Genomic DNA, 22,064 nt, shown 5'->3' with positions numbered 1-22,064 from the left:
CCGGCGCTCAGTTGACCCCGAGGACCGTCCACCCGGACGGGCGCGACTCGAGGTGGATGGCGAACGGCACGGTCTCGGGGTCGCTGATGTGGATCTGCGTGATGCCAGTCGCCGGATCGGTCCAGGTCGTGGTCGTCGTGTGCTGACCGGTCAGGTGCACGACGAACGTGCCATCGTCGCGTGGGTCGACCTTGAGCTGGCTCGGCAGCGCCGTGTCCGCGGACACGCGGGCAGCGCCCTCCGCCCGAGCCTCAGGCGCCTGCGCCGTCTGGTCCGCGATCGAGGCGCACCACCGACTTCCCGGATCGCACATCGCCATCATCGGTCCGGCATCCAACGTGCTGACCGCGTGGTCCATCAGGGCGAGGAAGTGCTCGGCCGCCGCGGCGGCTCCCGTGGCGTCGGTCGCGGCCATGGCGGAGGGCGGAGCGGGCGGCTCAGCGGTGAGAGGCAGCTCGCTCGCCGCGGGACCGTCGTCCAGCACGGCGAGCTCGGCGGTCGGTGTCGGTGCCGGGACCGGTGTGCGCACCTCCCCGTCAGCCGTCTGCTGTGACCCGCGTTCCGGTGCACGGCCAGGTGCTGTGCAGGCGGACGTCGTGAGTGCGACGAGGACGGCGCAGACCAGAGCGGGAGCCAAGAGACGGCGGGACCGGCGGCGTGTGGGCATGCATCGAGCGTCGTCCAGCACCGCCCGCCGCGGGCGGCCAGCGTCATTGCCCGTGGACATCCTGGGCGTGACAGGCGGCTGTGGGCGGCTCACGGTGTTTCGGGCGCCGGCCGAAGGCGTCGGGGGGTGAGGTTCCGCCTCCGGGCTCAGGCCGGGCGTGACGTCGTCACCTCGAGCACCATCCACCCAGTGAGGCCGTGCGCGAGCTCGATGTCGTACCGCACCGGTCCGCCGCCGACCTCGACGATCGTGGCGCCGGTCGCCTCGCTGGTCCACGTCGTCGTCAGCACGTGGTCGCTGTCGATCTGCACGTGCCAGGTGCCGTCGACGGCCAGCCGCGCGGAGACCAGGCGGTTCTCGTGCCGCGACCTGCGTACCTTCGCCGCCCTGTCCGCTGGGACGACCGCACGGAACGTGAACTCGGCGGCGCGCTCCGCGCACCAGGTGCTCCCCGGGTCGCAGAACGCCGTGAGCGGCGTGACGTCACGCGTCGTGATCGCGTGGTCATAGAGGTGGAGCAGGTGCACGCCCGCGAGTGCGGCCGCGTCGCTGCCACCGGCCGCCATCGCCGGGTGCGGCGACGGCACGGGCGTGGGCCGCGCCTGGCCGGCGGTCGGAAGGGGGGTCGGGCTGTCGGCGGACGGGTCCGCCGAAGCTCCCGGCGGGGCCGGCACTGGGCCCGTCGGTGCGGGTGCGATGCGCGTCGTCGGCCCGGAGCGTGCCGGTGCCGTGGTCTGCGCCGGGGCCGTCATGGCGGACGGAGCGCTCGCGGCTTCGGCGGAGGTGGCGCCACCCGCGGCGCACCCTCCGGTGGCGAGCGAGAGCGCGAGCGCGGTGACGACGACGGACGGTGCGGTGGGCAGCGGCAGAGGCATGCGGGGAGCGTGCTGCCCGGGCGCCTGCCCGGTTCGTGTCCTCCGGGAGATCGGTGGATGCGCGGACCATCCCCGGGGCTGTGGTCGGCTCGGCGCCGTCCGGACGCGGCTTCCCGCACCCCCAGGTCTGCGTGCGCACGGGCGCGCCGGCGGCCCGCGCCGTGCCGGCTGCGGGCCTGCAGCTCCTGCGCCGACGGCCGGGCGTCAGCAGTCGGGCGGCGTGGGGACGGCGGTGCAGAGCTCGGCGACGAGCTTGCTGGTGCGCTCGACGACCTCGAACGATGCGCTGGTCGTGGTGGTCTGCGCCGTGCCGTCCACGTCGCGCCAGGCCGGGGACCCGGCGATCTGGTAGCGGCCGGACCACTGCGTGGTCAGGGTGATCTGCCGGGTGCCGAGGTCGCGGTAGACGTGGAAGGTGTCGAACGCCGGGTACGGGGCGCCGGGGTCGGTGGTGACCAGGGGCCGGGTGCCGTCGCCGAAGTCGTAGGTGAACCGGGTCGGGGTCGCCTCGACGGTCACCTGGTAGCCGAGCAGGTCCGTGGTCAGGGTCACCGCGGAGGGGTCGGTGTAGACGATCGTCTCCTTGTTCACCAGCACCCAGTCCGCCGCCGGTTGGACGTTCAGGACCGGGGCCGGAAGAGGCAGGCGGCGGAAGTCCTCGGCGGACAGGACGGGGAGCGCGTCGGCGGCACAGCCCCCGTAGTCGATCCGCTCCCACTGCCCCCAGTCCGACGCAGGGGTCGCACGCTGCCGACGCCACAGGCTCAGCAGCGCCTGGTCCACACCGCAGTCAGGGGCAGCCGCGGTGTCGGCACCGGGGGCACACGTACCGTCGCTGCTCCCGATCACCCAGATCCCAGCCGCTTCTCGACATGCCGCAGCGCGTTGGAACTGGTCGAGCGCGTCCTCTGGTCGAGTGCCGGCGGCCTGGTGGAGCAGGCGCAGTCGCTCACCGTCACGGACGGCGAGCGTGGCAGCGTCGCCCTCGGCCCCTGCCACGACGTGATCTCGCCAATCGGGCCCTCCCTCGGACGCGGCCGCGGCCGCGGCGGGAGCGACCGCCAGAAGGGATGACAGCAGCACCGCTGCGACAAGAGCAGGGCCTGGCGCGCCGAGGCGAGAAGCGACGGCCCTCATGCAGGACCCAGCTCGTGAACGTCGACGGCACGCACCACCCAGCCACCGTTCCAGCCGAGAGCCACGAGAAGCTCGTACCGCCCTCCGCTGCCCCTGCTGACCACGTTGCCTTCTCCGTCCCTGCGGGTCGTAGGTGACTGCTCGGCGACGAGGGTCGCCGTGTAGCTCTCCCCCGGAATGACCTCGGTCCCGCTGGCGCTCTCGACCACCACCCTTGTGCCTGCCTCGGTCAGGCCACTCGAGACCATCGTCTCGACGTCCCGGATGACCGACGAGCAGAACGCGCAGTCCTCCCCAGCGATCTCGGCCCAGGCAGTCACGTCCTGCGCCTCGTACATGTGCACGTAGAGGGCGGACACGAAGTACGACGCCGCCGCCGCGGCGCCCTCCGCACTCGGCGTCGCCATCGCCTCGGGGCGCACCGGTGGGGTGCTCAGGTCGGTGGTCGGCGTCCCGGTGGGCGTGGGGCTCGTCGAGGCGGTGGGCGACGCTGCCGGTTCGGACCTGGAGGGCTCCGCCGGCGTCGCCTCCCCCGTGCACCCGGCCACCAGCACCCCGGCCAGCAGCACCCCGGACACACCCCTGCCCCAGCCCCGTCGCCCCTGCATGCCGGGAAAGTACCGGTTCGCGACCGTGCGGACGCCAGTGCCGCCCACCCTGTGGATGCGGTGTCGGTGACCGCGCCTAGAGTCGTCCTCGATCACGAAGCTCGGCCTCACGCCCTCCGGCGCGGCCGACTGGCAACCGCGCGAGCGCTCGGTGCCCCCGGAGGAAGATCCGCCCGTGCCGTCCCGCGCGGGAAGACGCTCGACCTCCCCAGGAGGAGCCATGGCCGCACCGTTCGACATCGACACCCCGCTGGGCACACCCCGGACGGGCTGCGTCTGCGAGGAGCCGGGGCACGTCCCCGCGGCACGTCGGGTGCGGGCGGCGGTGTCCGCCGCCGGTGAGACGTACCGGGTGACGGGCGTCGACGGCGACGTCGTCCTGGCCACCCGGCACGACGGCACCCCGGCACGGTGGTGGGTGCACGACCCGGCACCGTTCGCGGAGCACGCGCGCACCGTCGACCCGACCGTGCGCCTGCACGACGGCGGCGTCGTGCGCGTCGGCTCCCGCTACCGCAGCGTGGCGACGGACGGCGTCGCGTCCCCGTGCGTCGAGGGCGTCGTGCGGCCGACCGGCACGCGGTACGCGTTCCTCCAGCGCGCGCTGCCCCTCGACCCGACCCTCGTCGCGGTGTTCCCGCACACGGCGTCCCTGTACCGGCTCGACCCGCCCATGCGGACGCGCTCCGGCCGGTACGACCACGTCGTCGTCCTCGCCGAGCACACGGAGGCCGGCGGGCTGACGCGGATCTTCCCCGCGGACGCGGAGGCGCGCATGTCGCCGGGCGATCTGCCCGGGCTCGTACGGCGGCGGCACGGACCACGTGGAGGCCCTGAACCGCGCCGGGTACGAGGTCGTGCTGGAGCCGGTGCCGTCGGACTGACCGAGCCGTGAAGCGTTGCGGGCACAAGCGCGGCCGCAACGCTTCACGGCTCCGCGGCGGCTACGCCAGCGGCCCCAGCACCTCCTGCGACGGGCGGTCGACGACCAGCCGCGACAGCGGCTCGAGCAGACGCTTCTCCTCGTACCGGAAGTGCGTCTCCATGACCGCCTCGATGCCGTCGAGGTGGCGGTGCAGCTCGGCGCCGGTGGTGCCGCCGTCGACCGCCCGCTGCAGCGACCCGAGCAGCTGCGCGAGCACGCTGTGGTCGCGCACCAGCTGCGCGACCACGTCGGCGAGCGACCGGTCGGCGGCGAGCAGCTCGGGGAACATCACCGCGTCCTCGCCGCGGTGGTGGCCGTCGAGGGCGGCGCAGAAGCCGGTGCAGAAGAGGCGCAGGTCGGCGGCGAGACGGGGTGAGGCCGGGTCGTCCCCGGCGTCGTCGATCGCGTCGCGCGCGATCTGCAGGCTGTCACGGAGGCGGGCGTGGACGTCGCGGAGCTGACGGTCCCACGCGACGAGGCGGGAGCGGCCGTCGGGAGACATGTGCCGCCGACGCTAGCGACGCCCCGCCGCCGGCGGGAAGCCCTCAGCCCGCGAGCGCGGCCTTGAGGAACGCGACGTCGTCGGCCTGCCCCTCGCCCGGCGTCTCGACCACGGCGTCGCACCCGGCCTCGCGCACGACGTGCGCGATGAGCTCGGGCGGGATCGTGCCGGTGGCGAAGTTCGCGTGCCGGTCGCGGCTGGACCCGCGCTCGTCGCGCGAGCTGTTGGCGTGCACGAGGTCGATGCGTCCGGTGATCGCGGTGAGCCGCTCGACGATCGTCTCCAGGTCCTCCCCCGCGGCCCACGCGTGGCACGTGTCGAGGCAGACGCCCACCTCGTACTCCCCGATGGCGTCCCAGAGCATCGCCCAGCGGTCGAGCGTGCGGGCGCAGGCGTTCTCACCGCCGGCGGTGTTCTCGACGAGCACCGGCACGGGGAACTCGGCGCGCGCGAACGTCTTGCGCCAGTTGTCGATGCCGACCGCGATGTCGTCGCCGTCGCCGACGTGCCCGCCGTGCACGATCAGGCCCTTCGCCCCGAGGTCGGCGGCCGCCGCGGCGTGCTGGGCGATCATGTTGCGGCTCGGGATGCGGATCCGGTTGTTCGTCGACGCGACGTTCACCAGGTACGGCGCGTGCGCGTAGAGGCCGAGGCCGGACTCGATCAGCGCGTCCGCGTCCGGGCGGCGCACGGGCTTCTTCCAGCCCTGCGGGTCGGCCAGGAACAGCTGGACGGCCTGCGCGTCCACCTCCGTCGCCGCGGCGATCGGGTCGTCGCCGCGCACGTGGGCGCCGATGAGCACCACGAGGGCCTCCTTGCGGGGTCGGGGTCGCGCCAGGCTAACCCGCGGCACCGACACCCTGCCGTCCCTCGCGACGGGCAACCGCATCCCGCGGCCGCAATTTGCACGGACTCCTGACAAACCCCCTCCCGGTGTGGTGTGCTCCGGAATGTCCGATGTCGTTGCTCGAGGAAGAGGAACACCGCATGGACCCGTCCACCCACGCCCCCACCCACCCACCGGCCAGGTCGCGAGCGCGCGTCCTGGCCGTCACCGCAGCCGCGCTGGCCGTCGTCGCGGCCACCGTCACCCCGTCCGCCGCGGCGCCCGCCGGTCAGGACGTCACCACCGACACCCTCGCCCGCCAGGGCACGTCCGCCCCGGCGCTGGGCGAGAACGTGCTCGTCTTCGACCCGTCCATGCCGGTCGCGGACATCCAGGCCCGCGTCGACGAGATCCACGCCCAGCAGGTCGACGACGAGATGGGCACGAACCGCTACGCCCTGCTGTTCCTGCCCGGCGAGTACGGCTCGCCCGAGCAGCCGCTGCAGATGAAGGTCGGCTACTACACCGAGGTCTCCGGGCTCGGCGCGTCACCGTCCGACGTCGTCGTCCACGGCAAGATCGAGACGTACAACCGCTGCCTGTCCGACGACCCCGCGAACCCCAACTGCATCGCGCTGGTCAACTTCTGGCGGACGCTGTCGAACCTCACGCTCGACATCGACGCGACCGGCCAGGACGACTGCCGCCGCACCGCGAACTTCTGGGCCGTCTCGCAGGCGGTCTCGGTGCGGCGCGTCGACGTCCGCGCCGACGAGGGCGACCTGGGCTTCTCGCTCATGGACTACTGCACCGCCGGCCCGCAGTACGCGAGCGGCGGGTTCATCGCGGACTCGCGGTTCGGGGACGTGACGAACGGGTCGCAGCAGCAGTGGCTGACGCGCAACAGCGTGGTCCGCAGCTGGTCGAACGGCGTGTGGAACCAGGTGTTCTCCGGCGTCGAGGGGGCGCCGGACGACGCGACGTTCCCCGACCCGCCGTACACGACCCTCGACGAGACGCCGGTCAGCCGCGAGAAGCCGTACCTGTACGTCGACCAGCGCGGACGCTGGAACGTCCGGGTGCCGCAGGCGCGCGAGGGCACGCGCGGCATCTCGTGGGCGGACGGCATGACGCCGGGCCGGTCGATCCCGCTGCGCGACTTCTACGTCGCCAGGCCCGGCGACTCCGTCGCGCGCATCAACGCGAAGCTGGCGCTCGGCAAGCACCTGCTGCTGACGCCGGGCGTGTACGACGTCGCCGGGACGATCGCCGCGTGGCGACCGGGCACCGTCGTGCTCGGCATCGGGCACGCGACGCTGACGTCGGCGCGCGGGTCGGTGCCGCTGTTCGTCGCGGACGTGCCGGGCATCGTCGTCGCCGGCGTGACGATCGACGCCGGACCGCGGAAGTCGCCCGTCCTGCTCAAGGTCGGCATCAACAGCCGGTACGCGCCCGACTGGGGCAGCAAGAGCCGGCACGACCCCATCACCCTGTCCGACGTGTACTTCCGGATCGGCGGGCCGCACCGCGGCAGCACGGACGTCGCGATGGAGATCAACGCCGACGACGTCCTCGTCGACCACACCTGGGTGTGGCGCGCCGACCACGGCGTCGAGGGCTTCGCGGACGGTGTGGCGGGCGACGACGAGCGGTGGCGGACCAACGTCGGACGCGTCGGCGTCGTCGTCAACGGGGACGACGTCACCGCGACCGGCCTGTTCGTCGAGCACTTCCAGCAGCACAACACCATCTGGAACGGCGAGCGCGGACGCGTCGTGCTCTACCAGAACGAGCTGCCGTACGACCCGCCGAGCCAGGCCGACTGGACCGAGCCCGACGGCACCCTCGGCTGGGCCGGCTACAAGGTCGGCGACGCGGTGCGCGAGCACCAGCTCTGGGGCGGCGGCGTGTACGTGTACAACCGCAACGACCCGTCGATCGTGACGGAGAACGGGTTCGAGGTTCCGCAGCGGCCCGGCGTGCGGCTCACGCACGTCATGACCGTGAACCTCGGCGACGGGACCGTGCGGCACGTCGTCAACGGGGTCGGCGGGCAGGTCGACAACTCGAACACCGGCACGCCGCAGTACGTCGTGCAGTACCCGTGACGGGCGCGCCCCGGACGTAGGAACGACGACACGGAGGGCCGTGGACGGACACGTCCACGGCCCTCCGTGTTGGACCGTTAGGGTGACGCCCGGTCGCTCGAGCAACGGGGCGCGCGCCGGCCGTGCCGCTCCCGCCACCCGCCCGTCACACGGGGGTCATCGAGGCCGCGCCGTCCCGAAACATCGTGGCGCCACCCTGCTCCCGCACACCCCTGCCGTGCCGACGTGGAGGCCTCCCGTGCTCAAGAAGTCCCGCTCCGCCAAGACCGCCACCTGCACCCTGACGTTCGCGCTGCCGACCCCGTCGCTCGACGGCCCCGTCAGCGTCGTGGGCACGTTCAACGACTGGACGCCGGGGGTGCACGTGCTCCGCAAGCGGTCCAACGGGATGTCGAGCGCCGCCGTCACCGTGCCCGCGGGGACCACCGTCACGTTCCGGTACCTCGGGGACGGCGGGAAGTGGTTCGACGAGGTCGAGGCGGACCGGGTGACGAACGAGGGGTCGGTCGTCGCGGTCTGACGCCGTGCACGGGCAGCATGGGCCCGTGCTGCGCGAGGACCGGATCACCGGGGACACCGACTGGACGACGCCGGACCCGCCGGACCTCGGGGAGCCGGAGCTGCCGTCCTGCGACCCGTCCGGGGTGCTGGCAGGCGGGCACCACCCGTTCGACATCCGGCAGCCCGCGGCATCGACGTTCTACTCGACGGACGACGGGTTCACGCGGTGCGCGCCGCGGCGGGGGCTGGAGCCCGACGAGTTCGCCCTGCTGACGTCGGCGGGCGGCCGGGTGACGACGCACCGGACGGTCGCGGTCGTGCACGGCGACGACGTGGTGCGGGTGTGGCCGCACGGTGGGGCGCCCGCGTACCGGCTGGTGGTGCCGGCGGCCGGCGGGCGGGGCGCGGTCGAGGTCGGGGTCCCTGGGCCGGTGCGGCACGCGGTCGTCGCGGTGCGCGTGGTCTCGCGGTCGGCGGGGGTGCCGGTGCTGGTGACCCGCCGGGACGGCGTCCGCGAGCGCGGCTCATGGCCCACGCGCGTGCCGGTGCCGCCCGGGGAGGTCACGGACGACACCGCCTGGGTGTCGGCCGCGGCCGCCGCGTTCGTCCCGCCGGACGTCGTCGACTGCTGCTCCCCTCCCGACCCGACTCTCGGCCCGCTCGTCGCCGACCCGTCCGACGCGCGGCCGGGCGTCTACTGGTCGACGAACCACGGCACGACGCGGTGCCTGCTCGAGGGGGAGCTCACGCCGGAGGAGCTGACCGGGCGCATCCCGATGGGGTACACGAACCTGCACCTCGAGGAGCGGCGCGCGGTCGTGCACGACGGCGAGGTGCTGCGGGTGTGGGCGCGGCATCGGGTCGAGCCGGTGCGCGAACCCGGGCTGCCCGCGTCGTGGCGCGCGCCGGAGGATTTCCGGCTGCTGATGGTGGGCGCTGCGGGTGCGGCGCCGGTCCGGCTGACCGCCGAGCCGGACGTCGCCGCGGCCGTGCGTGCGGCGGTCGTGCTGTCGCGGCGGATGCGGGCGACGGTGGTGGTCGGGCGGGAGGTGGGGCAGTGGGCGTGGCACTGAGGGGGCGGTGGGGGCCCGGCCCGGTGGCGGGGGTCGGCGTCGCGCTCGGGGTGGCGGTGCTCGCTGTCGTGGCGGCTGTGCCGCTCCTCGGCCAGGGGACGCCCCTCGCGGTCGTGGCGGGGGCTGCGCTGCTGGTGGCGGCGGTCGTCGTCGTGTCCGTCGCCGCGACCCTCGCCCGGACCGAGGCGCGGACGGCCGCCCGGCACGCCGCCGTGCGGACGCGCCGGCGGAAGGCCGAGGTCGTCGAGGTGCGGGGCGCGGTCGGGCTCTGGGACGCGCTGGCCGGTGAGAACGCGCGACGGGCGACCGTGCACCCCCGGAGGGCGACGGCGCTGTCGCTCGCGGTGAGCTCGGAGGGGCTGGAGCTGTGGTCGGGGGCCGCGGAGCCGGTGCTCGTGCACTCGCTGCGCTGGCCGGGCGTCGAGGAGATCGTCGCGGGGTCGGGTGTGCTGGGACGAGGGCGGATGCGTCCGGCGGTGGTGGTCGTGACGCGGTCGGGGAACCGGCTGGTGCTGGTGCCGGCTCGGCGGGCCACGGGGGCGGTGCGGACCGCGTCGGAGGGCGACGTGCGGGCGCTCGCGGAGCGGCTGGACGGGATGCGCGCCTCGCTCGCGAGGGTGGACGTCGAGCGGGCGCGGGAGACGCGGCGCAGCGGGCGGGAGGCGGGGCGGCGACGACGCGCCGGGGGCTGAGCGCAGGGCTGCTCACGCCTCGTCCACAGCCGGACGCGGCCCGGTCGGCGGCTGTCCGGTTCGCGCTAGGTTGTCCGGCATGCCTGGTCCCGGACGGTCGTCGTGGCGCGCACTGACGGCGACGAGCGCGGCCGTCGTCCTGCTGGTCGTGGGTGGGTGCAGCAGGGACGAGGGCGCCGCCCCCGAGCCCTCCCGCTCCACGGCAGCGGCCGAGGAGACACCCACCCAGACGCCGACGCCGACCGAGGTGGCGCTGCCGGAGCAGCCCGCCGCCATGGCGGAGCCGACGACGGACGGGGCGATCGCCGCGGCGACGTACGTGCTGGAGCTGTATACGTACACGTTCGCGAGCGGAGACGTCGGCCCCTGGAACGCGGTCACACGCGAGACGTGCCAATTCTGCGCGGGCGTGTCCGCGGATGTGGCGGAGATGGTGCAGCAGCGACACAAGGTCGTCGGCGGCACACCGACGGTGAACTCCGCGGATGCGACTGAGATCGCTGAGGACCGCTGGTTCTCGGTCACCCTCCAAGTCACTCAGGCCGCATCGTCCCGCTTGGGCCCCGACTCGACGGTCATCTCGTCCCGGCCCGACCAGGAGTTCGAGGTCGTCTTCGCCCTCAGCTGGGAGAACGGCTTTCGAGTGGACGAGATGGGCCCCGAGCTCGTGGAGGAAGCCGCACAGTGAGAGGCACGCTCGCGGCTACCGTCCTGATCGGCGCGCTGGCAGGGGCACCCGCAGCGTTGACCGCTGGACCGGCCGTAGATGGTGGATACCACCACACCCGTGCAGCGGCGAACGCCCGAAGCCGCACGTTCGAGTTCCTGGCGGGCTGGACCAGCACCGGCGCGCGGGGGACCCCAGGCTCGGGTACCAGCGAGATCAAGGTCGAGACCCAGCACGCCTTCACCTGCTGGGATCCCGAACTCGGCGAGACACCCGCACACGAGAACGGCTGGTGCCGGACCGGCGTGCCGCAGACCGGCGCCCTCACGTGCGACGCCGAGCTGGTCGCGCCGACCTGGCGTCGCACGCAAGCACCAGGCGAGGACTGGTCCGAGTGGGAGCGACTCGACCAGGGCTCCTGCGGGACGGCCCTACCCGTCCTGACCGTCGAGGACTTCCGCTCGCTGCCCATCCCCGCGCCCACGCTGCGCCTGCAGCCCGACGGCGGGTGGGTGCTGATCAACAAGGAGACGATCGTCCTCACGGACGCCACCCCCGTGCCGCTGCGCACGACCCTCGCAGGCCTCGGCGTCGACGTCGAGGCGGTGCCGACCCGCTTCACGTACGACTTCGGCGACGGCCGCACGCTCGCCACGCGGTCACCCGGCCGCCCCTACCCGGACCACGACACGTTCCACGAGTACGAGCAACCCGGCACCTACGCCGTCACGCTGACCACCGAGTGGTCCGGCCGGTACCGCGTCGACGGCGACCCCACCTGGCGCGAGGTCACCGGCACCGCCACGACATCGACCACGTCGGCACCGTTCGAGGCGCAGGAACGGCGGTCGCACCTGGTGTCCGGCCTGTGCACGGACCGACCGAAACCGCCGGACTGCTGAGTCGACCGCTGTCCCACTCCGGCTACTCCCCAGCGGCGGTGCGCGGCGCCCTCGCGAGGTCCCGTTTCCGCGCCTCAGGATTCGCGCAGGCGTGGCGCGACGATCTCGACCAGGTGGTCGAAGGGGCGGAAGTCGCCGAGGTTCGCCGTCATGACCGCCGCGCCGTGACGGTGCGCTTGGGCCGCGATGAGCGCGTCCTTGCTGCGGACCTTCGCGCCCGTCGCACGAGCCGACCCTGCCACGAGGCCGTAGGACCGGGTGGACTCGATGTCGAGCGGCAGCCAGTCGAAGTAGCGGTCGAGGTCGTTGAGGCGCCGGGTGCGTGCTGCCGTGTCCCCCGCCGAGCGGGCTGCCCGGACCCCGAACTCCAACTCGGCGCGCGACAGGATGCTCGCGGCGTAGAGCTCGTCGGGGTCGAGCGCACAACGGTCGAGGTCGATGAGGACGTTCGTGTCGAGGATGATCACGCCGGCCGGCTCCAGGGGTCGCGCGGCTCGTCGTCGTCGAACTCCGCCAGGTCCCGGTGGAGCCGCTGCGCCTCGTCGCGGTCCAGCGGTGCGATGCGTGCGAGGTCAACGCCGCGCACCCAGGCGCGGCGAGCCGGCGCGTCGGGGACGAGGCGGACGCCGGTCGGATGCCCGTGCGCGGTCACCTCGACGGGCTCGCCGGTCTCGAGCACGCGACGGACGACCGCCTGCGGGTTCTGCTTCAGCTCACGCGTACCGACGGTGGACATGGCATCCAGCCTAGGAGGGGTGTAGACGGTCGTCTACACCGGTATCTCCGGGACCCACGCGCGGTCCTCCTGGTGAGCGGCCGACGACGGCGCTCCCCCGCCGGGCGGGGCCTCGACGTGGAGGGGGCGTCATGGCGCACGAGGGACCCACCGGGCCGGTGCCGCCGCCCGCGCGGCTGGACGGGGTCACGGAGATCCGGGTGCACGGCGTCGGGGGCACCGGGCCGGAGGCCCTGCTGGGCGACCCCGCCCCGACCCGCGTCGCCGGCGACCGCATCGCCGGCTTCTACCGCACCTCCGACGCGGGCGGCCGCCACCGCGAGGCGTACTCGTGGGGCGGCATGACGTCGCACAGCCCGGTGCGGGCGCTGTGGATGTTCCTCGTGCCGGCGATGCTCGCGAACATGGGCGGCTGGGCCGCCCGCCGGTGGCGCACCTCGGGCCGGGCGGAGAGCGACGCGGCGCCGACCTCGCACGCCTTCCGCTGGGCGGCGCGGCTCGCGGCGCTGTCCCTCACGGTCGCGAGCACCGCGATGACGGCGCTGCTGGTCGTGGACGTGCTGGCCTACCAGTGCGGCGGGACCGCGACGTGCCGGCCGGGTGGCTGGTGGAGCGGGTGGGCGGACGCGTGGTTCGGCGTCGAGCGACCGGGGGCGCGGCTCGTCCTCGGCGCGGCGGCGACGACGCTCGTCGTCCTCGTCGTCTTCGCCCTCGCCCTGCGCACACGGCGCGCGTACGAGGCGGTGGAGCCGCCGCGCGTCGTCGACGACCCCGACGACACCCCCGAGCGGAGGCTGCACGCGTCGCGCACCTGCGCGGCGGCGCACCCCGGCGGGCTGCGTCACCGCGACTTCTGGTCGGGCCTTCGCTGGCACCGCTACCTGTCGCGGCTGCACCTCGCCGCGTGCCTCACGGTCGTCGGGGCGATGCTCGGGTCGGCCGCCGCCGCGTGGGGCACGGCGGGGCGGCACGGGGAGGCGGTGACGGTGGGCCGCCTCGCCGTCGGGGTGGCCGCGGCCGCGCTGCTGGCGGTCGTCCTGCTGCTGGCCAGGGACACCGCCGCCGACGCCGCCGGCAACGCGGTGCTCGGTGCCGCGGTCGCCTCGGTGCTGCTCGCGGCCGTCGCGGCCCTGCGTCTGCCCCTCGGCCCCGGCCCGGCCGGCATGGCACCCGGGGCGCGTGCGACCGTCAACTGGGCGTGGGGCGTCACGCTCCTGCTCCTGCTGGTGCTCGGCGTGCAGCTCACGTGCGCGTGGCTGCACCGCGTGTGGCGTCGTCGCCGGACCCCCCGGACCTCGCGCCTCGACCTCTTCCCCTGGGCGACGCCGTTCGTGCTGGACGCGATGGCGCTCGTGGTGGCGAGCACCGTGCAGCTGTCGGTGCTGGTGCAGGTCGCGCGGCTGCTCCCCGGCGAGGTGGTCTACGGGTTCGGGCCCGCGGCCGGGTCGCGGGCACCGGACGGCGCGGTCTACCTGCCCCTGGCGGTGGGCTCCGCCGCGTCGGCGCTGTCGCTGGGCCTCGTCGCGGTCCTCGTCGTGACCGCCGTGGCCTTCGGTGTCGCCTACCTCGTGGCGCGCTCGCGCGACGCCGCCGAGGTGGAGCGCGACCTGCGGGACGCCTACGCACGGCTCGGCGGCCCGGTCGTCGCGCAGGACGCGCCCGCGGGCTCGCCCGACGCCTGGGTGTGCAGCGCGTTCGAGCCGGGGCCGGGCGAGCGCCAGGGGCACGGGCCGAGCGCCTGGGTGCGGGGCGTCGCCGGCATGCGGTTCGTCGGCCGCCACGCGCGCAGCGTGACCTGGTCGTTCGTCGCGATGATCGGCACGGCCGTGGTCGTCGTCGTGCTGTTCCTCGTGCACGTGTGGGTGCTGCGCCGCGGCGCGCCCGTGCTGCCCGAGATCGGCACCACGATCGCCGTCCTGCTGCCGCCCGTGTACGTGGCGGTGCTGGTCGCGCTGTGGCGGCGCGAGCGGTGGCGCAAGGCGCTCGGCAGCCTGTTCGACGTCGGCACGTTCTTCCCCCGCGCGTTCCACCCCTTCGCCCCGCCGGCGTACGCCGAGCGCGCCGTGCCCGAGCTGACGCGACGGATCTGGCGGCTGCACGACAACGGCGGGCGCGTCGTGCTGACCGCGCACTCGCAGGGCAGCGTGCTGGCCGCCGCGACGCTCGTGCGCGCCTCCGCGCGGTCGTCCACGGAGCCGGCGATCGGGTTCGTCGGCGTCGGGTCACCGCTCGGGAAGCTGTACCGGTGGGCCTTCCCCGGGCTGTTCAGCGACGGGGTGCTCGCGCGCCTCGCCGACGGCAACCGGCGGGGCGACGGGGACGTCGCGGGGATCGGCCCCGTGCGGTGGACCAATGTGTTCTACCGGACGGACTACGTCGGCGGCCCGGTCCGCACGCGCGAGTCGAGCGTCGGGGGGCACGTGGACGTCCCGCTCGTCGACCCCCCGACGCACCGGTACGTCGCCGGGCAGCCGCTTCCGCGCGTGCTGACCCACACCGGGTACTGGCAGGACGGGGCGTTCTGGAACCGGGTGGACGCGATGTGCGCGGAGGTCGGGGCCGGGCTGGACCCGGGGCGCTCGCCGCGGGTGGACGTGCCGGCGGCGGATCCGACGGCGCCGCGGCGGTACCGGTAGGGGGTGCGGCTCGTAGGTGGGCGGTCCGGTCGACGGGTGCGGTCACCCCCTTGCCGGGCAAGACGAGGTCGAAGTGGTCGCGGATGTTGTCGAAGGGCACGCGGGTCCGGCCTGCAGGTGGTCTTCGCGGTGTCGCTAGACCTCGGCGGCGTCGTCGACGGCCAGAACAGGGCGAAGCGGGATGATCGTTCGCCACTTGGCGTCAAGGCGCTCGTAGTGCTCCAGCACGAGGCTGACCACCTCGGAACCCGTCAGCAGCCGCAGGTGCGGGTTGTGCCGCTCGGCCGCCACGGCGTCCGCGCTGTACGTGCCCAGCGTGACGAACAGCCCGAACTCCTCGCGCCCGAGCGCACCGACCAAGCGCTGCACGTCCGGCCCGCCGATCGTGTTCGTCGTGTGCTTGCACTGCGCCTTGATGATCGGCGGCTCCGCGCCGAAGGGGTCGCGGTGCGCGATGACGTCGATGCCGCCGTCGCCGACGAACCGCGTCGCTCGCGCCTGGTAGCCCATGGCCCGTAGCAGCGCGGCCGTGAACTCCTCGAACTGCTGGTCGCTGATCTCCCGCAGGAGGCGCGAGAGGACGAAGTCGCGCGTGTGCTCCTCGATTCGTGAGGCGCGCGGCTCGTCGGCACCTCGCTCGTCGAACACGTCGCCGGTCTCGGTCACGGCGACGGACTCGACCGTCCGCGTCACCTCCTCCACGGACGCGGCGTCGGACCCAAGGGCTGCACGGAACTCCGCGTCGTGCTTGCGCACCCCGAACACCGTGAGCAGCGAACCGATCTCGTACAGGGCCGCCTGCGTAAACACCGAGCGCGACAGCCCGAGCTTCTTCCACTCCACCCGTCGCCGGTGCCGGTGCGTGGGGGCGTCGGCGACGAACTCGTAGTCCGAAGTGACGACGCCGAGGTTGATCGTCCCGTCCGGGCGGTAGGGCGCGACGACGACGTCACCGACCTGCATGTCGTCCCGAAAGCGGAGGATGGTGCCCGCCCAGTTCGCGAGAGACATCGGCTTCTTGCCTGGATACGCCTTCGCCAGCTCGGCCTTCAGCCCGTCGCGTCCGTCGCGGATCATCTGCAGGTCGAAGTTGAGCTCGTCCCACCCCACGCTTACGAAGCCGCCGGCGACGAGCTCGTCGGTCAGGGTGTCGTTGTGGATGCCCCACGTCCTCGGCATGCGTGTCGCCCTTCTTGTACGTCGACGGCGGCCGTGTCCGGCTGCCTACGTCTGCCGGTGCAGGTGCCCCAGCGCTCGCTCGGCAGACTGCGGGCAGTCCGCCTTCCGCAGCGACCCGGGGGAGGTCCGCATCGTCTCGCCGGGTCAGCCAGTAGCTGCACATCTGGTCCGTGACGGTCGCCACGAGCTCCGGCGACGAGTCGTTGACTAGGACGGGTGGCCGTCGGGGTCTCTCCCTCCGCACGTAGCATCGACCTCGAACCGCTCGAGGCAAAGGGTTCGGCACTTCAGCCGATCGGCTGCTTCGTCACGCAGTCGATCTTCGTGTACGTCTTGCCGCCCGGGGCGTACGCACGGCATCCGGTATAGCTGTCGCCGCCACCCCCGCCGCCTCCGCTGGACCCGCCAGAGGACCCCGACGACCTTGGTCGGGACGGCGCCGACCGCTCAGCCGCGGCGGCGCGGCGAGCGTCCTCCGCACGTCGAGCCTCGGCAGCCCGCGCCTCCTCGGCGCGACGAGCCTCTTCTGCCAGACGCGCCTCCTCCGCCAACCGGGCTTCTTCCGCAGCCCGGGCCGCGGCCTCGGCCGCGAGACGCTCGGCCTCGATCCGCTGCTGCTCGACCCCAACTGCTGCCGCGTTCCTCTCGGCGGCCGCGGCGACGAGCGCCCTTCGCTCCTGGAGCCCTGTCCGCAACGTTGCGAGGTCACGGGCCGCCAGCAGCGGCCATCGCTCCGGGTTGCCCCTGAGGAGGTCGGCGGTGCTCGCGGCTGTCGCGGCCGCGCCTGCCAGGGTCAACGCGTAACCGTTGAGCTCCTCGAGCCCAGCCCCCGCAGTCGGCTCCTCGGCGAGCGCGTCGTCCACCGTCTTCTCCGTCGCGGCAACCTGTGCGGGAATCGTGCAGGCGACGTCGGTCGCATAGAGCCCGATGCTGTCCTCACGCGCGGCCTCCTCGGCCGCCTTCACCTCGCCGTAGAAGCGGTCGTTGTCGCCGATGACGACCGCGACGCCCAGGCCGGCACGAGCGATCGAAGCGTTGACGAGCTCCGAGTCCCGGTAGACACCGGCGAGCACCCTGCCGTACCGGTCGGTGCGTTCCGTGTCGTACTCGAGCCGCACCCTCGCCCCGACAGGCAGCGTCTCCTCCAGGAAGGCGGTCGCCTCCGGGCCCATGCACTGCACCGGCTCGTCCGGGTCGACCGTCTCAGGGGTGTCCACGTTCAGGAGGCGCACGCGAAGCTCCTCGCCCGCAAGCTTGACGTCCACCGTGTCACCGTCGACCACCGCGACGACTGTGGCGAGCGGATCCGTCGACACGTAGACGGCGGCGGCTGCGACAGCCACGACTCCGATGGCGAATCCCGTTACCCCTGCAACGATCCCTGCAGCTCCTGGCACGTGTCGGCTGTCCTTCCATCGCACGGGCAGCGCGGCTCGCAGCCTGCCTCCTCGGTTCATCGACACTCGCGAGAGCAGATTGAGCAGGCACGGCGAACGTCACACGTGCCGTGGCACGTAGGGACGTCCCGCGCCGGCTCGCAGGAGGCGCGCACTCCAGTGCGGCTGTTCAAGAAGCCGTGCCACGGTGACGAGGAGGAGGCATGCCGCGAACCCGTTACGCAGCAGCCGACTACGTCGACATCGAGCCGCCCGTTGCACGCGGGCAGTGGCTCTCGATCCTGGCGCGCCAGCCCGTCGAGCCGGGACAGCGCCAGGAGAACTTCACGCCCGTCGAGACGATCCTGTGCCTGGCGGCGATGTACCTGGTCGACAGCTCGCGGTTCAGCAACGCGGCTGCCCGTCGTGCTCCGACGCCGGTACCGGAGCTCGCTCGTCTGTTTCGACGGCCGCCGACGAGCATCATCGCCAAGATGGACAACCTCGACGGAGCCAGGCCCAAGGGGAACAGGAACGACATACTCGTCGCGGCGACGCTCCGGAGCGATCACCAGCTCCTGGCAGCGGTGTACCGGACCTGCTTCGCCGCGGCCCGAGCGGCCGGTGTCGACGTCGTCGCGCTACCGGACTTTCTTGGGATCGAGACCGGGGGTGAGGTCTCGCTCCTCGGGCAGGACGAGCTCGGGCCGAGCCTTCTGGAACTCGCAGTGGAGGAGGCGCTCGAGAGCTTCGCGGACGCTGGCTACGACGAGCGCGAGACCGAGCGCATCACGCTGGCAGCCGTGCGCGTCGGACAGCACAGGTTCGCACGCGACGTCCTCGCGAACTGCGGCCATGCCTGCGTCTTCTGCGGGTTCGCCGCGCCGAGCGCCGGTCCCTCGCACCTGCTCCGAGCGAGCCACGTGAAGCCGTGGCGAGATGCGACGAAGCGGGAGCGCCTGCTCGTCGCCAACGGCCTCGCCGCGTGCCCCACCCACGACGCCGCTTTCGACCAGGGTCTGCTCACCATCGAGGACGACCTGCGGGTCACCGTGGCGCCCAGCCTCCTGCTCGACCGCGACACACGCGCGGACGTCCGCAGGTACTTCGGCTCTCCGCCGCTCTTCGACCGCGTCGCGCTGCCGGCCACGGCGACGACGATCGACGTGCAGTACGCGCAGTGGCACCGCACCCGCATCTTCCGGGTGCAGTGACTGAAGCGGGCGCGCTACTGCCCGTCGTGCGCGAGCGTCGCCTCGAATCGCACCGGTTCACGCGGGACAGGGCGGGCCGGCGGTCACCCCCGCCGATCCACCACGTCCGCGATCAGCCGCGGGATCCGGTGCGCCAACGTGGCCCACACGAAGTCGGACTGCACCTTGTCGTAGTGGTGCGCGACGAGGTTGCGCATCCGCTGGATCTTGACCCACTCGACCTCGGGATGCGCCGCCTTGAACTCCTCCGGCAGCCTCTCGACGACCGTGGAGACCTTGATGATGACGCGCTCGCCTGCATTGCGAAGGAGGCGGCCGTTGGCGTCGTCGGCGAGGTAGGCCGCCTGACCGAGGCTGACGATGTGCGCGGCGTCCTCGCCCATCGCGACGAGGTCGTCGAGCAGCCGAGCGACCTTGTCGGTCGTCACAGGGGCACCGCGTCGCGGCGCGCATGTGCACTCACGGCTCCGGCAACGCGACCGGAGACGACATCCACCTTCGTTCCCAGCAGCTCCTCGAGCTCGTCCGTGAGGTCGAGGACGTCGACGAGGTCGGTTCCCTCGTCGAAAGTGATCATGAGGTCGATGTCGGAGTCCGGGTTGTCCTCGCCTCGAGCGACCGACCCGATGACGAGCGCGTCGTGACCGTGGTGCCGCTGGACGGCTTCGCGGACAGCAGCGCGGTGCCGGTCCAGCACCGTCGACGGGCGGACGCGTAGCGCCGCGTCGAGCCTCGCGCGGCCCTCGGGACCAATGCCGCGCCGCCCCGTCTCGGCAGCCGCGATGACGGGCTGGGCGACGCCCGACCGCGCCGCGAGCTCACGCTGGGTGAGACCGAGGCGCAGACGACGGGCGCGCAGCTGCGCACCGGAGGAGTCGGTCATGAGTCGACGATAGCGCCCTTGCTATCGCCGCGGGGGACGGAGATGGATGCTCGGGGCGCGAGCGTGGCGGTTGCTCCTTGAGGAGCCCTTGTCGCAGTCAGCGCGTCCGCGCGAACGCCCGCCACCGGCTCGACAGCAGGTCACGGTCCGGGTGGTCCGCGCGCCGAGCCGGCAGCGTCAACGCCCGCCCGTGCATCTCCTGCAGCCCGTGCTGCAGCATCGGCCCGTCGACCTCCTCGAGCAGGTCCCGGTCGATGTGCACCACGTAGTCCGGCGAGATCCCGAGCATGTTCTGGTCGAACGCCGCATGGTGGATCTTGCACAGCGCGAGGCCGTTGGGAGTGATCGGGATCCCGTGCTCGGCCGAGTCGGGGGCGATGTGCGCAGCGTCGAGCAGTGCCCCGTGCTTGAGCTGACACACCGCGCACTGCGTCTCGTACGCGAGCAGCACGCGCGTGCGGAACGCCGGCTGGTGCAGCCGCTGCTTCGCCAGGCGCAACGCGTACCGGCGCTGGTCGTCACCGAGGTGCCGGACGTCGCCCATGTACCGGAACGACTCGTCGAGGGCGATGAGGAACGCGCGCTCCTCGGGCACGTCGTCGACGACGTAGACCGGCGCGATCGGCGTGTAGTAGTTCGGCTGCTCCTTCCGGAACAGGATCAGCGGCATGCCCGTCTCGATCGCGTTGCGGAGCTTGCGGTTGTCGCCGCCGTCGGGGTCGCCCTTGCGATAGGCGTAGTGAAGCAGGCCGTCCTCGGGGTCCTCGGCGTCGTCGTACGGACCGTGCGCCGACTGGACGATCGCGAGCGTCGAGCCGAAGCCGGCAGGGTTGCGGATGCCGCGCGAGAAGTCGATGAGCGGCAGGTCACGACCGCCGGTGCGGTAGCCGAGCAGCTCCTGACGGTGCAGGAACCCGCCGTTCGCCTCGGCGCGCTGGTGCACCCAGGCGATGATCTGCTTGCGGAGCTGGGCTTCGACGGCGGTGTCCACGGGCGGAGCTCAGCAGTTACACCTGCACACGGCAAGGAGCGCCACGCCGCGCGCCCAGATCAGCCCGAGATGCTCGCGGCGTAGTTCTCCAGCAGGCGCATCATGAACTGCAGGAACAGGTACAGGCCGCCGAGCGTGAGGACGAGCCTCAGCAGCGCAGCCCCGGGCCCCTCCTTCCGGCGACCCGCCGGCCGGCGCTGCGCCGGCTGACGCGTCCGGTTCTTCCCACGCGGCGCTCGAGGCTTGCTCGGACGCGTTCGGTCCAGCTCCGTCCCGAGGTAGCGCGCGATGTCCGCGACGTCGTACACCGAGAGCCGGTGCGGCAGACCGAGTAGGTACTCCGGCAGCTGCCACCGCCCGAGCACGTCCACGCCCTTCACCGGCGTCGGCGCCTGGTCCTGGGCAGCCAGGCACAGCACCGCGCGGACGGCCGTCCGGTGCTGCGGCGCGAGCAGGGCGGTGACTGCGGCGGCGGCCTGGCCCGCGCCCTCCGCGGACGAGGCACGGCTGTACCCATTCTGCCGCAGGGATCCCTCGGCCACGGCGACGCGGCCCGACCAGTTCTTCGCGTCGATCACGACGATGCCGCCGGGCCCGATCGCGATGTGGTCGATGTTCGCCTGCTGCCGATCCGGCCACCTGACGTCGTGCAGCGCGGTCCACCCGTAGCGCTCCAGCGAGGCGAGGCTCGCGGCGACGAGCCGCTCGCCCTCCGCGCCGGCGGACCAGTTGCGCTGGTCCTGCTGGGCGCGGCGGAGGACCTCGGCGTCGACCGCCGCGCCGCGTGCCTCCTCCTCGCGGAGGCGAGCCAGTCGGCGAGCGCGGCGGCTCGCCTGCTCCTCGGCGCCATAGCCGGCGGCGGTCATCGTCGCTCCATGTGGACTCTTTCGGCACGCCAGCGAACGTCCTGCAGCTCGCTCCGACGCCTATCCACAAGGTGAACGGCGCTGGCCACGCGGAAGCGCAGAACCGGTACTTTCCGGGCATGCATCGACGAGGACGCAGCACCGCGCGCATGGTCGCGGTCGGGGTGCTGGCCGTCCTGTGCGGATCGTGCACCCAACCGACTCCCGCGAGCACCCCGACAACGGTGGCAACGTCGGCGACCTCCCACGCGTCCAACTCGCCGCTGACGCCCTCGCCGAGTACCGCACCTGCGGCCCCAGTTCCACCGGACGCCATGGCGAACGCCGGCACGGAGGGCGCTGCCGCAGCAGGCACGTACTTCATCGCAGTGATGACGCACCTGTTCGAGACGCGGGACGAGGGCCCATGGCACGCGCTCGTCGCGGAGGGCTGCCGCACCTGCACCGCGATGCTCGAGGACGCGAGGGCCGGGCGCGACGATGGAGAGGACGGAGTGCTGGAGGTCGTCCACTCGACCGCCGTCGAGCTTGCACCGGGATCCTCGTACTCGGCGACCCTCATCGTCCGGGAGCAGCGTGGCGACGCAGCCACAGAAGCGTCGACGCCGGGCACATATCGCTTCTACTTCGCGCTTTCCTACGACCAGAGCTGGCGGGTCGAGGCGCTGGACGTCGGCCCGGCCGAAGGCTCATGAAGAGG

Annotated in this window: 24 protein-coding genes and 1 riboswitch; of the genes, 10 read left to right on the top strand and 14 right to left on the bottom strand. The window is 73.2% G+C overall.

Translation table 11 applies throughout. The annotated features are described in order from the left end of the window. Positions 1 to 7: 7 nt before the first annotated feature. The 4 genes from FB586_RS03005 to FB586_RS02990 all read right to left on the bottom strand — a co-directional run bounded on the left by FB586_RS03005 (position 8) and on the right by FB586_RS02990 (position 3,383). On the bottom strand, positions 8 to 415 hold the full coding sequence (locus tag FB586_RS03005) for a hypothetical protein (RefSeq protein ID WP_136517822.1): 408 nt from the start codon (positions 413 to 415) through the stop codon (positions 8 to 10). A gap of 398 nt (positions 416 to 813) precedes the next feature. Continuing rightward, positions 814 to 1,542 carry a hypothetical protein gene (locus FB586_RS03000; RefSeq protein WP_136517820.1) on the bottom strand — a complete coding sequence of 243 codons (729 nt, stop codon included), beginning with the start codon at positions 1,540 to 1,542 and terminating at the stop codon, positions 814 to 816. Positions 1,543 to 1,746: 204 nt separating this feature from the next. After that, a complete protein-coding gene (locus FB586_RS02995; RefSeq protein ID WP_246036372.1) occupies positions 1,747 to 2,325 on the bottom strand; it encodes a hypothetical protein in 579 nt (192 codons plus the stop codon). A gap of 350 nt (positions 2,326 to 2,675) precedes the next feature. Beyond that, positions 2,676 to 3,383: a DUF6318 family protein gene (locus FB586_RS02990; protein ID WP_136517819.1), complete on the bottom strand. Its 708-nt coding sequence runs from the start codon at positions 3,381 to 3,383 to the stop codon at positions 2,676 to 2,678. Continuing rightward, positions 3,378 to 3,490, top strand: a riboswitch (SAM riboswitch). (Overlaps the previous gene by 6 nt.) Positions 3,491 to 3,507: 17 nt before the next feature. Here FB586_RS02990 and FB586_RS02985 point away from each other — a divergent pair. Continuing rightward, positions 3,508 to 4,182 carry a hypothetical protein gene (locus tag FB586_RS02985; RefSeq protein ID WP_136517818.1) on the top strand — a complete coding sequence of 225 codons (675 nt, stop codon included), beginning with the start codon at positions 3,508 to 3,510 and terminating at the stop codon, positions 4,180 to 4,182. Positions 4,183 to 4,231: 49 nt separating this feature from the next. On the opposite strand, the gene FB586_RS02980 is transcribed toward FB586_RS02985, so the two are convergent. Together FB586_RS02980 and FB586_RS02975 are read right to left on the bottom strand one after the other, a co-directional pair. After that, on the bottom strand, positions 4,232 to 4,714 hold the full coding sequence (locus FB586_RS02980; RefSeq protein ID WP_136517817.1) for a hemerythrin domain-containing protein: 483 nt from the start codon (positions 4,712 to 4,714) through the stop codon (positions 4,232 to 4,234). A 43-nt stretch (positions 4,715 to 4,757) separates the two neighbouring features. Then, entirely contained in the window at positions 4,758 to 5,519 is a 762-nt protein-coding gene (locus tag FB586_RS02975) for a deoxyribonuclease IV (protein WP_246036371.1), read from the bottom strand. Between the two features lie 182 nt (positions 5,520 to 5,701). On the opposite strand from FB586_RS02975, the gene FB586_RS02970 reads away from it, so the two are divergent. The 6 genes from FB586_RS02970 (at position 5,702) to FB586_RS02950 (ending at position 11,483) form a co-directional block, all read left to right on the top strand. Further along, positions 5,702 to 7,648, top strand: coding sequence for a pectate lyase-like domain-containing protein (locus FB586_RS02970; protein ID WP_136517816.1), 1,947 nt, complete (start codon positions 5,702 to 5,704; stop codon positions 7,646 to 7,648). Between the two features lie 238 nt (positions 7,649 to 7,886). Further along, the gene (locus FB586_RS02965; RefSeq protein ID WP_136517815.1) at positions 7,887 to 8,168 is read left to right on the top strand and encodes an isoamylase early set domain-containing protein; all 282 of its coding nucleotides are present in this window, start codon (positions 7,887 to 7,889) and stop codon (positions 8,166 to 8,168) included. 25 nt (positions 8,169 to 8,193) lie between these two features. Beyond that, entirely contained in the window at positions 8,194 to 9,222 is a 1,029-nt protein-coding gene (locus FB586_RS19255) for a hypothetical protein (protein ID WP_168800436.1), read from the top strand. Then, a complete protein-coding gene (locus FB586_RS19250; RefSeq protein ID WP_168800435.1) occupies positions 9,213 to 9,914 on the top strand; it encodes a hypothetical protein in 702 nt (233 codons plus the stop codon). The genes FB586_RS19255 and FB586_RS19250 overlap by 10 nt, the downstream gene beginning before the upstream one ends. A 79-nt stretch (positions 9,915 to 9,993) precedes the next feature. Further along, entirely contained in the window at positions 9,994 to 10,602 is a 609-nt protein-coding gene (locus FB586_RS19245; RefSeq protein WP_168800434.1) for a DUF6318 family protein, read from the top strand. 284 nt (positions 10,603 to 10,886) lie between these two features. After that, positions 10,887 to 11,483, top strand: coding sequence for a PKD domain-containing protein (locus FB586_RS02950; protein WP_246036369.1), 597 nt, complete (start codon positions 10,887 to 10,889; stop codon positions 11,481 to 11,483). Between the two features lie 74 nt (positions 11,484 to 11,557). Here the strand turns inward: FB586_RS02950 and FB586_RS02945 are convergent, their stop codons facing one another. After that, positions 11,558 to 11,950 (bottom strand): PIN domain-containing protein, encoded by a 393-nt coding sequence (locus tag FB586_RS02945; protein WP_136517812.1) that lies wholly within the window; start codon positions 11,948 to 11,950, stop codon positions 11,558 to 11,560. Continuing rightward, on the bottom strand, positions 11,947 to 12,219 hold the full coding sequence (locus FB586_RS02940) for a type II toxin-antitoxin system Phd/YefM family antitoxin (RefSeq protein WP_136517811.1): 273 nt from the start codon (positions 12,217 to 12,219) through the stop codon (positions 11,947 to 11,949). The genes FB586_RS02945 and FB586_RS02940 overlap by 4 nt, the downstream gene beginning before the upstream one ends. Before the next feature lie 131 nt (positions 12,220 to 12,350). On the opposite strand from FB586_RS02940, the gene FB586_RS02935 reads away from it, so the two are divergent. Then, positions 12,351 to 14,855, top strand: a complete 2,505-nt coding sequence (locus FB586_RS02935) for a hypothetical protein (protein ID WP_136517810.1) — start codon at positions 12,351 to 12,353, stop codon at positions 14,853 to 14,855. Between the two features lie 135 nt (positions 14,856 to 14,990). On the opposite strand, the gene FB586_RS02930 is transcribed toward FB586_RS02935, so the two are convergent. Together FB586_RS02930 and FB586_RS19685 are read right to left on the bottom strand one after the other, a co-directional pair. Further along, positions 14,991 to 16,034 carry a restriction endonuclease gene (locus FB586_RS02930; RefSeq protein WP_136517809.1) on the bottom strand — a complete coding sequence of 348 codons (1,044 nt, stop codon included), beginning with the start codon at positions 16,032 to 16,034 and terminating at the stop codon, positions 14,991 to 14,993. A gap of 287 nt (positions 16,035 to 16,321) precedes the next feature. Continuing rightward, the gene (locus FB586_RS19685; RefSeq protein ID WP_187697834.1) at positions 16,322 to 17,377 is read right to left on the bottom strand and encodes a thermonuclease family protein; all 1,056 of its coding nucleotides are present in this window, start codon (positions 17,375 to 17,377) and stop codon (positions 16,322 to 16,324) included. Positions 17,378 to 17,634: 257 nt separating this feature from the next. Between FB586_RS19685 and FB586_RS02920 the strand changes: the two genes are divergently transcribed. Further along, positions 17,635 to 18,624, top strand: a complete 990-nt coding sequence (locus tag FB586_RS02920; RefSeq protein ID WP_136517806.1) for an HNH endonuclease — start codon at positions 17,635 to 17,637, stop codon at positions 18,622 to 18,624. Positions 18,625 to 18,707: 83 nt separating this feature from the next. Here the strand turns inward: FB586_RS02920 and FB586_RS02915 are convergent, their stop codons facing one another. The 4 genes from FB586_RS02915 to FB586_RS02900 all read right to left on the bottom strand — a co-directional run bounded on the left by FB586_RS02915 (position 18,708) and on the right by FB586_RS02900 (position 21,364). Beyond that, positions 18,708 to 19,052 (bottom strand): HepT-like ribonuclease domain-containing protein, encoded by a 345-nt coding sequence (locus FB586_RS02915; protein ID WP_246036367.1) that lies wholly within the window; start codon positions 19,050 to 19,052, stop codon positions 18,708 to 18,710. Then, positions 19,049 to 19,507, bottom strand: a complete 459-nt coding sequence (locus tag FB586_RS02910; protein WP_136517805.1) for a nucleotidyltransferase domain-containing protein — start codon at positions 19,505 to 19,507, stop codon at positions 19,049 to 19,051. The genes FB586_RS02915 and FB586_RS02910 overlap by 4 nt, the downstream gene beginning before the upstream one ends. Before the next feature lie 97 nt (positions 19,508 to 19,604). Beyond that, positions 19,605 to 20,498, bottom strand: coding sequence for an HNH endonuclease (locus FB586_RS02905; RefSeq protein WP_136517804.1), 894 nt, complete (start codon positions 20,496 to 20,498; stop codon positions 19,605 to 19,607). A gap of 59 nt (positions 20,499 to 20,557) precedes the next feature. Then, positions 20,558 to 21,364 (bottom strand): nuclease-related domain-containing protein, encoded by an 807-nt coding sequence (locus tag FB586_RS02900; protein ID WP_136517803.1) that lies wholly within the window; start codon positions 21,362 to 21,364, stop codon positions 20,558 to 20,560. 11 nt (positions 21,365 to 21,375) lie between these two features. On the opposite strand from FB586_RS02900, the gene FB586_RS19235 reads away from it, so the two are divergent. Further along, the gene (locus tag FB586_RS19235; RefSeq protein WP_168800433.1) at positions 21,376 to 22,059 is read left to right on the top strand and encodes a DUF6318 family protein; all 684 of its coding nucleotides are present in this window, start codon (positions 21,376 to 21,378) and stop codon (positions 22,057 to 22,059) included. The last annotated feature ends 5 nt before the right edge of the window (positions 22,060 to 22,064 follow it).

It is taken from the genome of Cellulomonas telluris, from assembly GCF_004886325.1.
Classification (GTDB): Bacteria; Actinomycetota; Actinomycetes; order Actinomycetales; family Cellulomonadaceae; genus Cellulomonas; species Cellulomonas telluris.
The sequence above is the reverse complement of the archived record's forward strand: the minus strand, read 5'-3'. Positions and strand labels throughout refer to the sequence as shown.

Coding starts and splice junctions, on each gene's coding strand:
- FB586_RS03005 (WP_136517822.1), bottom strand. CDS start 415: ATGGCCGCGACCGACGCCACGGGAGCCGCCGCGGCGGCCGAGCACTTC.
- FB586_RS03000 (WP_136517820.1), bottom strand. CDS start 1,542: ATGCCTCTGCCGCTGCCCACCGCACCGTCCGTCGTCGTCACCGCGCTC.
- FB586_RS02985 (WP_136517818.1), top strand. CDS start 3,508: ATGGCCGCACCGTTCGACATCGACACCCCGCTGGGCACACCCCGGACG.
- FB586_RS02980 (WP_136517817.1), bottom strand. CDS start 4,714: ATGTCTCCCGACGGCCGCTCCCGCCTCGTCGCGTGGGACCGTCAGCTC.
- FB586_RS02970 (WP_136517816.1), top strand. CDS start 5,702: ATGGACCCGTCCACCCACGCCCCCACCCACCCACCGGCCAGGTCGCGA.
- FB586_RS19245 (WP_168800434.1), top strand. CDS start 9,994: ATGCCTGGTCCCGGACGGTCGTCGTGGCGCGCACTGACGGCGACGAGC.
- FB586_RS02940 (WP_136517811.1), bottom strand. CDS start 12,219: ATGTCCACCGTCGGTACGCGTGAGCTGAAGCAGAACCCGCAGGCGGTC.
- FB586_RS02935 (WP_136517810.1), top strand. CDS start 12,351: ATGGCGCACGAGGGACCCACCGGGCCGGTGCCGCCGCCCGCGCGGCTG.
- FB586_RS02930 (WP_136517809.1), bottom strand. CDS start 16,034: ATGCCGAGGACGTGGGGCATCCACAACGACACCCTGACCGACGAGCTC.
- FB586_RS02920 (WP_136517806.1), top strand. CDS start 17,635: ATGCCGCGAACCCGTTACGCAGCAGCCGACTACGTCGACATCGAGCCG.
- FB586_RS02910 (WP_136517805.1), bottom strand. CDS start 19,507: ATGACCGACTCCTCCGGTGCGCAGCTGCGCGCCCGTCGTCTGCGCCTC.
- FB586_RS02900 (WP_136517803.1), bottom strand. CDS start 21,364: ATGACCGCCGCCGGCTATGGCGCCGAGGAGCAGGCGAGCCGCCGCGCT.